Annotated in this window: 9 protein-coding genes; 2 read left to right on the top strand and 7 right to left on the bottom strand. The window is 71.2% G+C overall.

Features of this window, described 5'->3' with window-relative positions:
* Positions 1-62: 62 nt before the first annotated feature.
* The 5 genes from HMPREF3105_RS03510 to HMPREF3105_RS03490 form a co-directional block, all read right to left on the bottom strand.
* Positions 63-464, bottom strand: coding sequence for a cytochrome c oxidase subunit 4 (locus HMPREF3105_RS03510; protein ID WP_070708785.1), 402 nt, complete (start codon positions 462-464; stop codon positions 63-65).
* Positions 461-2,170: an aa3-type cytochrome oxidase subunit I gene (gene ctaD, locus HMPREF3105_RS03505; RefSeq protein WP_070708784.1), complete on the bottom strand. Its 1,710-nt coding sequence runs from the start codon at positions 2,168-2,170 to the stop codon at positions 461-463. The genes HMPREF3105_RS03510 and ctaD overlap by 4 nt, the downstream gene beginning before the upstream one ends.
* Positions 2,170-3,030: an aa3-type cytochrome oxidase subunit II gene (gene coxB, locus HMPREF3105_RS03500; protein ID WP_070708786.1), complete on the bottom strand. Its 861-nt coding sequence runs from the start codon at positions 3,028-3,030 to the stop codon at positions 2,170-2,172. The genes ctaD and coxB overlap by 1 nt, the downstream gene beginning before the upstream one ends.
* 335 nt (positions 3,031-3,365) lie before the next feature.
* Positions 3,366-3,758 (bottom strand): iron-sulfur cluster insertion protein ErpA, encoded by a 393-nt coding sequence (gene erpA / locus HMPREF3105_RS03495; protein WP_069941919.1) that lies wholly within the window; start codon positions 3,756-3,758, stop codon positions 3,366-3,368.
* Between the two features lie 118 nt (positions 3,759-3,876).
* Positions 3,877-5,280 (bottom strand): dipeptidase, encoded by a 1,404-nt coding sequence (locus tag HMPREF3105_RS03490; protein WP_069941920.1) that lies wholly within the window; start codon positions 5,278-5,280, stop codon positions 3,877-3,879.
* Between the two features lie 80 nt (positions 5,281-5,360).
* On the opposite strand from HMPREF3105_RS03490, the gene HMPREF3105_RS03485 reads away from it, so the two are divergent.
* Positions 5,361-5,981, top strand: coding sequence for a DUF3043 domain-containing protein (locus HMPREF3105_RS03485; RefSeq protein WP_069941921.1), 621 nt, complete (start codon positions 5,361-5,363; stop codon positions 5,979-5,981).
* 66 nt (positions 5,982-6,047) lie between these two features.
* On the opposite strand, the gene HMPREF3105_RS03480 is transcribed toward HMPREF3105_RS03485, so the two are convergent.
* Positions 6,048-7,175 carry a quinone-dependent dihydroorotate dehydrogenase gene (locus HMPREF3105_RS03480; RefSeq protein WP_069941922.1) on the bottom strand — a complete coding sequence of 376 codons (1,128 nt, stop codon included), beginning with the start codon at positions 7,173-7,175 and terminating at the stop codon, positions 6,048-6,050.
* 55 nt (positions 7,176-7,230) lie between these two features.
* Here HMPREF3105_RS03480 and HMPREF3105_RS03475 point away from each other — a divergent pair, with 55 nt between their 5' ends.
* Positions 7,231-8,340 (top strand): alpha/beta hydrolase, encoded by a 1,110-nt coding sequence (locus tag HMPREF3105_RS03475; RefSeq protein WP_069941923.1) that lies wholly within the window; start codon positions 7,231-7,233, stop codon positions 8,338-8,340.
* Here the strand turns inward: HMPREF3105_RS03475 and HMPREF3105_RS03470 are convergent.
* On the bottom strand, positions 8,280-9,143 hold the full coding sequence (locus tag HMPREF3105_RS03470; protein ID WP_070708783.1) for an isoprenyl transferase: 864 nt from the start codon (positions 9,141-9,143) through the stop codon (positions 8,280-8,282). The two genes, HMPREF3105_RS03475 and HMPREF3105_RS03470, sit on opposite strands and share 61 nt — an antisense overlap.
* Positions 9,144-9,298: the final 155 nt, after the last annotated feature.

Raw genomic sequence — 9,298 nt, 5'->3', positions numbered from 1 at the left:
CACCGTCCAGACCCCCGTGCCGTCGTCGTCAGCGCCGGTGGCGCTGCGTGATCGACCCGAGGTCAGTGGGCGTACTTGCCCCGAGAGAACTCGTAGACCCACCCGAAGGTGAAGTAGGCGGCGGCGACGATGCCGATGATGAAGACCCACCAGCCGACGGCCAGGCCGGTCACGATGATCGCGCAGCCCAGGCCGAGGCCCAGGGGCCACCAGCTCCAGGGAGCGAAGGTGCCGTAGGTGCCGGCGTACTCGACGATCTGACCGTCCTCGTCATCTGCAGGGCCGACGCCGTATTTGTGCTCGGCGGCCCGCAGGTACCAGGCGATCATCCAGGACATCGCGCCCAGGGCGTAGAGGGCCGGGATGCCAGCCCACTCAGTCCACTCGTTCCAGAAGCCGTAGAGGGTTCCGGCGCCCACGAAGAAGAGGCCGATCACCCAGAAGATGTTCGCTGCGACCTTCACCGGGCCACCTTCTCTCCGAAGGCCTTAGTGGTGTGCTGAGGCGAGTGCGGGTAGAGCTCCGGGTGGTGCAGGTCCAGCGCCGGACGCTCCGAGCGGATGCGCGGCAGCGAGTGGAAGTTGTGCCGCGGGGGCGGGCACGAGGTGGCCCACTCGAGCGAGCCGCCGAAGCCCCACGGGTCATCCACGGTGACCTTCTTGCCGTAGCGCGCGGTGATGTACACGTTCCAGAAGAACGGGATCAGCGACGCGCCGAGGACGAAGGAGAAGACCGAGGAGAACGCGTTCATCGCGTGGAAGCTGTCCTCCACCATGTAGTCCGCGTAACGACGGGGCATGCCGATGACGCCGAGCCAGTGCTGGATCAGGAACGTGCCGTGGAAGCCCACGAACAGCATCCAGAACTGGATCTTGCCGAGACGCTCGTTCAGCATCTTGCCGGTGAACTTCGGCCACCAGAAGAAGAAGCCGGCGAACATCGCGAACACCACGGTGCCGAAGACGACGTAGTGGAAGTGCGCCACGACGAAGTACGTGTCGGAGACCTGGAAGTCCAGCGGCGGCGACGCCAGGATGATGCCGGTGAGGCCACCGAAGAGGAAGGTGACCATGAAGCCGAGCGTCCACAGCATCGGGGTCTCGAAGGTGATCGAACCGCGCCACATGGTGCCGATCCAGTTCACGAACTTCACGCCGGTCGGGACCGCGATGAGCATGGTCATCACGGAGAAGAACGGCAGGAGCACGGCGCCGGTCACGTACATGTGGTGCGCCCACACCGTCACGGAGAGCGCGGCGATCGCCGTCGTCGCGAACACGATGGACTTGTAGCCGAAGATCGGCTTGCGGGAGAACACCGGGATGATCTCCGACACGACGCCGAAGAACGGCAGGGCGATGATGTACACCTCGGGGTGGCCGAAGAACCAGAAGAGGTGCTGCCACAGGATGGCGCCGCCGTTCTCCGGGTTGAAGATGTGGCCGCCGAAGCGACGGTCCAGGCCCAGCGCGAAGAGCGCGGAGGCCAGCGGCGGGAACGCCATCATGATCAGGATGCCGGTGATGAGCGTGTTCCAGGTGAAGATCGGCATGCGCCACATCGTCATGCCCGGGGCACGCATCGTCAGGATCGTGGTGATGAAGTTGACGCCGCCCATGATCGTGCCGAAGCCCTGGAGGACCAGACCGAACACCCAGAGGTCACCGCCGACGCCCGGCGAGTACGTGGTGTTGGAGAGCGGGGCGTAGGCGAACCAGCCGAACGAGGCCGCACCCTGCGGGGTGAGGAAGCCCGCGGTCGCGATGAGCGAGCCGAACAGGAAGAACCAGAACGCCAGGGCGTTCAGACGCGGGAAGGACACGTCCGGAGCGCCGATCTGCAGCGGCACCAGCACGTTGGCGAAGCCCACGAAGAGCGGGGTCGCGAACATGAGCAGCATGAGCGTGCCGTGCATGGTGAACAGCTGGTTGTACTGCTCCTTCGTCTGCAGGATCTGCATGCCGGGCTCGAAGAGCTCCGCGCGGATCATGAGGGCCATGACGCCGCCGATGCAGAAGAAGATGAAGGACGTGATCAGGTACATGTACCCGAGCACCTTGTGGTCGGTCGTCGTCAGCCAGCTGACGACGATCTTGCCCAGCGAACGGGGCACCACACGAGGCTGCGCCTGTGAGCGCACCTCATCCGTTGCGTACTCGTAAGTGGTCATCAGTGGCTACCTCCACCGCGGGGGGTCTGGAGATCGCGCTCCATCGTCCCGGCGCCGTCAGGGTTGTTGTTGGGATTGCGGCTGTACTCGTCGCCCACCTGACCCGGCTCCATCTCCTCGAGGCGCTGGACGAACTCCGCCTCGTCGACGACCTCCACGTTGAAGAGCATCTCGGAGTGGGACTCGCCGCACAGCTCGGCGCACTTGCCGTCGTAGCTGCCCAGCTCCTGGGGGGTCAGGTACAGGTGGTTGGTCTTGCCGGGCACCATGTCGCGCTTCTGGAGGAACTGCGGGATCCAGAAGGAGTGGGCCACGTCACGGGACTTCAGCTCGAAGTGCACCGGCACGTCGTTCGGCAGGTACAGGACCGGAAGGGTGTCACGCACGCCCTCGGTGCCGTCCAGCTGGGCCTGGATGCCGGAGTAGTGGGCCTCGATGACCTCGCCGTTCTCCTGCTCGTAGGAGTAGTTGAAGTCCCAGGACCACTGCTTGCCGTACACGGTGACGGTCAGCGGCGAGTCGTCCACGGGGCGGTCGACCTCGGTCTGGACGCGGTCGGTGAAGCCCCAGAGCGTGAAGACCATCAGGATCGGGATGGCCGTGAACATGGTCTCGAGCGGCACGTTGTAGGCCGTCTGCTTCGGGAAGCCCTGGTCGTTCTTGCGACGGCGGTAGGCCACCATGCACCAGATCATGGCGCCCCAGGCCAGCAGGCCGACGGCCATGGCCGCGATCCAGGAGTTCACCCACAGGTCGGTGAGCTGGGCGTTGTGGTTGGTGGTCTCCCGGGTGCCGGGGTACCAGCCGCGCTGGACCTCTGCCGAACAGCCGGTCAGCACCAGGAGCGCCGTGGTGCCCACGGCACCGGCGGTCAAGCGGCGGCGAGTCCGACGTCCGGCGTCATTCTGTGCTCTCACAGACGGCCTTCCTCTTCATCTCGTGTGCGAGGGGCGTCCCCGCTCCCCCGACGATTCGGCGACTTCTCGCAGCGTCCTCGCAGGGAGCACGGGCATGCCCTGATGATTCAGAGCCAGTCTAAGCCGAAACACGCGGATTCACCGCACCGTGACACGGGCGCCTCGTGTCTGGGAGTCGGGTCCGAGCATCCTGGGCACGGTGCCCGGGCACGACGACGGCGGGCCGGCCGAGGCCGACCCGCCGGTTCGCGGTCCGAGGCGCTCCGGGCGCCCGCAGATCAGTGGAAGGAGTCGCCGCAGGCGCACGAGCCGCCCGCGTTGGGGTTGTCGATCGTGAAGCCCTGCTTCGAGATGGTGTCCTCGAAGTCGATGGTCGCGCCCATGAGATAGGGCACGCTCATCTTGTCGACGATCACCTCGACCCCGTCGTAGTCACGGACGGTGTCGCCGTCGAGGACGCGCTCGTCGAAGTAGAGCTGGTAGATCAGGCCCGAGCAGCCGCCCGGCTGCACGGCGACGCGCAGCCGCAGGTCCGTGCGGCCCTCCTGCTCGAGCAGCGAGCGCACCTTGCCGGCCGCCACGTCGGTCAGCTCGACCTCGTGCGGGGGCAGGGCCTCGGCGTCCTGGGTCGCGCCGATCTCGACGCCGGTCTCCTCTGCGGACAGAGCCATCGTGACCTCCTCAGATCATGGGGCGCGGACGGGGCCGTCACGCGCGTGTGGTCTCCCGGGCAACACTAGCCGCCCACGGAGCATTCCCGGCCCGCCGCACCGACGGGCCGGGCGGCGCTCACGCGGAGAGCCGCGCGAGCCAGAGCGCCTCGGCCACGACGGCCCGCTTGAAGTCGTCGATGTGCAGCGACTCGTTGGCCGAGTGCGCCCGCGTGTCCGGGTCCTCCACGCCCGTGATGAGGAGGGTGGCCTCCGGGAAGACCTCGGCGAGGTCCGCGGTGAACGGGATGGAGCCGCCCATGCCGATCGCCCGGGGCTCGACGCCCCAGGCGTCCTCCAGGGCGGCCATCATCGCGGCCGCGGCGGGGGCCGAGGTGTCCGTCGTGAACGGTTGGCCGAACTCCCCCGCGGTGACCGTGATCTCCGCGCCGAGCACCGCCGCGGACTGCGCCTCCAGGTGGGTGCGCAGCGCCTCGAAGGCCTCCGCGGGGTCCATGCCGGGGCCCAGGCGCAGCGAGAACTTCGCGCGCGCCGCGGGCTGGATCGTGTTCGAGGACTCCGCGACCGAGGGCGCGTCGATCCCGATGATGCTCAACGCGGGAGCGTTCCACAGCCGGTCCGCGACCGGGCCGCGGCCGGCCAGGGTCACCCCGTCCAGCACGCCCGCGTCCGCGCGGAAGACGTCCTCGGGGTAGTCCAGGCCCGCGGTCTGCCGCGGCTCGAGGCCGGGCACGGCGACCGCGCCGTCCGCGTCGTGGAGCGTGGCGATCAGCCGCGAGAGCAGGACGACGGCGTCCAGGACCGGCCCGCCGAACATGCCGGAGTGCACGGCGTGGTCGAGCACCCGGACGGTCACCGTGCCGTCCACCAGCCCACGCAGGGAGGTGGTCAGCGCGGGCTCCCCCACGGCCCAGTTGGACGAGTCCGCGACCACGATCGCGTCGGCGTCGAGGCGCGCCCGGTGCTTCTCCAGGAAGGTGCGGAAGGTGGGCGAGCCGGCCTCCTCCTCGCCCTCGATGAAGACGCGGACGCCGACGCCGGCGTCGGGCAGGACGTCCCGCAGGGCGGCGAGGGCGGCGAGGTGGACCATGATGCCGGCCTTGTCGTCGGCGGCGCCGCGGCCGTACAGCCGCCCGCCGCGCTCGGTGGCCACGAGCGGCGGGGTGTCCCAGAGGTCCTCGTCCCCGAGCGGCTGCACGTCATGATGGGCATACAACAAGACGGTGGGCTTGTCGGAGGCGCCGGGCTTCTCGCCGATCACCGCCGGCCCGCCGGGCCGGTCGTCGTCGCGGGTCTCGGTCACGATCTCAACATCCTGCAGGCCCGCCTCGCGCAGCAGGCCCGCGACAGCCTCGGCGGACCGCTCAAGCTGGGTGCGGTCCGCGGAGTCCCAGGCGATGCCCGGGATCGCCACGAGGTCGGTGAGGGTCTGGAGGGTCGTCGGGAAACGGGCCTCGACGGCCTCACGGACGGCGGAGACGAGGGCCGCGTCCTGCGGCGCACGGGAGGTGATGTCAGTCATGACGGCCAGCGTAGACGGCGGCCGGGCCGAGGGCCGCGCCTCCGGCCGGGCCGGACGCGCCCCACCACTAGACTGGACGGGTGTTCAAGCGAGACAAGACCCCCGAGACCGCGCCCGCCCCCTCGACTCACGGCTCCTCGGCTGCTCCCGCCGAGGGCGCCGTGTCCGGGGCCGCGCCGAGCGACCGCTCGCAGGGCAAGAAGGGCCCGACTCCGCGGCGCCGCGACCAGGAGGCCGCGCGCCGTCGCACCCTGGTCCCCGAAGATCGCAAGGCGGCTCGCAAGGCCGAGCGTCAGGCGATGGCCCAGGAGCGGATGCGCCAGCGCGCCGCGCTGGAGACCGGGGACGAGCGCGGTCTCCCGGCACGCGACAAGGGGCCGCAGAAGCGCTGGGTCCGTGACTACGTGGACGCGCGGACCGGGATCGGCGAGTGGCTCATGCCCGTCGTCTTCGCCTACGTCCTGCTCATGTTCATCCCCGGTCGCGAGGCGCAGTTGATCCTGATGATCAGCCTGTACGTCCTCGTGGCCCTCGTGCTCATCGAGAGCTTCCTGGTCAGCCGGCACATCAAGAAGGGCCTCACGGAGCGCTTCGGCACGCCGGAGTCCGGGACCGGCTTCTACGGCATCATGCGGGCCCTGCAGTTCCGCCGCCTGCGTCTGCCCAAGCCCCAGGTCAAGCGGGGCGAGTACCCCGCCTGAGACGACACCGCGCCACGGCCCGGACCCCGGTGGGTCCGGGCCGTCGCGTCCCCGGCGAGCAGACCGTCAGCCCCGCAGGGACCGGGCCAGCCCGGCGGTGATCCGGCCGGACCAGAACGGGCCCTCGTACAGGAACGCCGTGTATCCCTGGACGAGGTCCGCGCCCGCGTCGAGCCGGGCCTGGACGTCGTCGGCGTCCGTCACCCCGCCCACGCTGACGACGGCGGTGCCCGTCGGCAGCGCCGCCCGCAGGACCTCCAGCACCCGCATCGACCGCTCCTGCAGCGGGGCGCCGGACAGGCCGCCCGCGCCCAGGGCGTCCACGTCGGCACGCGGGGTGCGCAGACCCTCCCGGGAGACGGTCGTGTTGGTCGCGATGACGCCGTCCAGCCCGAGGCGCTCGGCGAGCGCCCCGACGGCGCGCACGTCGTCGTCCGCCAGGTCCGGGGCGATCTTCACGGTCAGCGGCACGCGACGGCCCGGGACCGCACGGTCGGCCTCCTCGCGCACCGCCGTGAGGATCGGCTCCAGCGCGTCGATCTCCTGCAGCTGGCGCAGCCCCGGCGTGTTCGGGGAGGACACGTTGACCGTCAGGTAGTCGGCGTGGGGCGCGAGCAGGCGGGTCGAGGCCCGGTAGTCGTCCGCCGCGTCCTCGAGCGGGACCACCTTGGTCTTGCCGATGTTCACGCCCAGGACCGGCCGGGCCGGGCCGAAGCGGCGCTCCAGCGTCTGCCGGGTCCGCGCCAGGCGGGGGGCGACGGCCGCCGCGCCGTCGTTGTTGAAGCCCATGCGGTTGACCAGCGCCCGGTCGTCCACGAGACGGAACAGTCGGGGCTGCGGGTTGCCGGGCTGCGGCTGCGCCGTGATCGTGCCGACCTCGATGTGGCCGAACCCGAGGTCGGCCACGGCGGCGGTCCCCCGGCCGTCCTTGTCGAACCCTGCGGCCAGGCCGAAGGGCGTTGGGAACCGCAGGCCCATGACCGTGCGCGCGAGCATCGGGTCCGGGCGGAAGGCGGCGCGCAGGGCGGCGGACGCCCCGGTGCGCTCGGCCAGCCGGATCGCGTCGAAGCCCCGATGATGCGCCCGCTCCGCGTCCATGCCGCCGAACACGGCACGGAAGAAGGGCGGGTACAGGCGAGGCGCGCGGGAGGTCAGGAGGCCGTCGACGGCGGACTTGGGATCAGGCAGCTGCATGCCCCCATCCTCGCACGGGCCTCCCGCCCGCCCGGGGTCCTCCTAGAGTGGTCGGATGGCCCGTGACCCGCTCCAGCCGCCGCCCCCGGACCCCTCCGCCCCGCACGGCGCACCCGCCGGCGGACCGACGGAGGAGGACACCCGCCCGTTCCTCGACGATCCGCCGGGCCTGGGCTGGGTCCCGGACGGGCTGCCGGGCTTCGAACGATGCACGCTCGGCCTCGACACCGATGAACAAGGACAGAACCTTGTCACAGTGGTGCGTCCGCGCACCGACGCCGCCCGTGACCCGGCCCGGCGACCCATCCTCTCGGTGCACGGCTGGAGTGACTACTTCTACAACGCCCCGCTCGCCCGCGCGTTCGAGGCCGCCGGCTACGCCTTCCACGCCGTCGACCTCCGCCACTACGGCCGCTCGCTGCGCACGGGACAGACGCCCGGCTGGACGGACGACCTGGCCCGCTACGACGCGGACCTCGAGGCCGCGTTCGAGACCATCGCCCAGGACCACCCGCTGCCGCCCATCCTCATGGGACACTCCACCGGCGGGCTGATCGCCGCGCTGTGGGCGGACCGGAATCCCGGCCGCCTCGCCGCGCTCGTGCTCAACAGCCCGTGGCTGGAGATGCAGGGCAGCGCGGGGGTGCGCCTGCTGGCGAAGTCCATCGTGGGGCCCGTCTCCGCCATGAAGCCCTACGCCATGCTCACGCTGCCGCGCATCGACCACTACTGGCGCACCCTCTCGGACCAGGCCGAGGGCGAATGGGACCTGCACCCGCTCTGGCGTCCCCCGCACGCGTTCGAGGTGCCGGCCGCCTGGCTGAGCGCGGTCCTCTCGGGGCACCGGGCCGTGGCCGGGCGGCTCGACGTCACCGTGCCGATCCTCGTGCTCGTCTCCGCGCGCGGGCATCGGGGCACGTCCTACGCCGAGGCGATGCTGACCTCGGACATCGTCCTGGACCCCGACGCCATGGCCCGCCGCTCCCTGCGGCTCGGCGACCGGGTGACCGTCCACCGGCTCCCCGACGCGCTGCACGACGTGTTCGCCTCCCCCGCGTCGGTGCGCGAGGCGGCCGGTGCCGCGACGCTCACGTGGCTGGGGGCCTACGCGCCGCCGTCGGCGTCCGAGGCCGAGTCCGGCGCGCCGGACGACGGCGCCGGCTGAGGGGTGTCCACGGCGCCGCCGTAGCGGCGGTCCCGTCGGGCGTAGGTCTCGACGGCGGCCCACAGGGTCCGCCGGTCGACGTCCGGCCACAGCACGTCCAGGAACAGCAGCTCCGCGTAGGCGGACTGCCACAGCAGGTAGTTGGACAGGCGCTGCTCCCCCGAGGTCCGCAGGAACAGGTCCACGTCCGGGACGACGTCGACGTCCTGACCCGTGCGGAAGCCGCGGTCGAGGTAGCGGGTGATGACGTCCTCGCTGATCTCCCCCGGCCGCATCCGGCCGGCCCGGACCTCCTCGGCGATGGCCTGGACGCCGTCCAGGATCTCGGCGCGGCTGCCGTAGTTCACGCACACGTGCAGGGTGGTGCCGGTGTTGTGGCGCGTGAGCTCCTCGGCCTCCTGCAGCTCCCGGATCACGGGGGTCCAGAGGCGCGGGGCCCGCCCGTTCCACCGGATCCGCACGTTCCACGAGTGCAGGGTGTCCCGCTGCCGGCGCAGCACGTCCCGGGAGAAGCCCATGAGGAAGCGGACCTCCTCCGCCGAGCGCCGCCAGTTCTCCGTGGAGAACGCATACGCGGACACGTGGCCGATCCCCAGCTCCACCGCCCCGGCGACGACGTCCAGCAGCGCCGCCTCGCCGGCCCGATGGCCCTCGGTGCGGGGCAGGCCGCGCTGGTTGGCCCACCGTCCGTTGCCGTCCATCACGATCGCCACGTGCCGGGGCACGAAACGCGGGTCGATCCGCGGGGCGACCGCACCCGAGGGGTGCGGCGGTGGGGGCTGCGGGGCTCGGTCGGCGCTCATGGTCTCCTCTCGACGCGCGGGGCGGGGAGGCCGAGGTCCTGGTCCAGGACGGACAGGGACACCAGGCGCCGCTCGGCGTGGAACTGCAGGTACGCCGCCACGATACCGGCCGCCTCGCGGCGGGCGGGGGCCCCGGAGGCGTCCGCGGTGGCCCA

Source organism: Micrococcus sp. HMSC31B01, from assembly GCF_001816085.1.
GTDB classification, from domain to species: Bacteria; Actinomycetota; Actinomycetes; order Actinomycetales; family Micrococcaceae; genus Micrococcus; species Micrococcus luteus.
The sequence above is the reverse complement of the archived record's forward strand: the minus strand, read 5'-3'. Positions and strand labels throughout refer to the sequence as shown.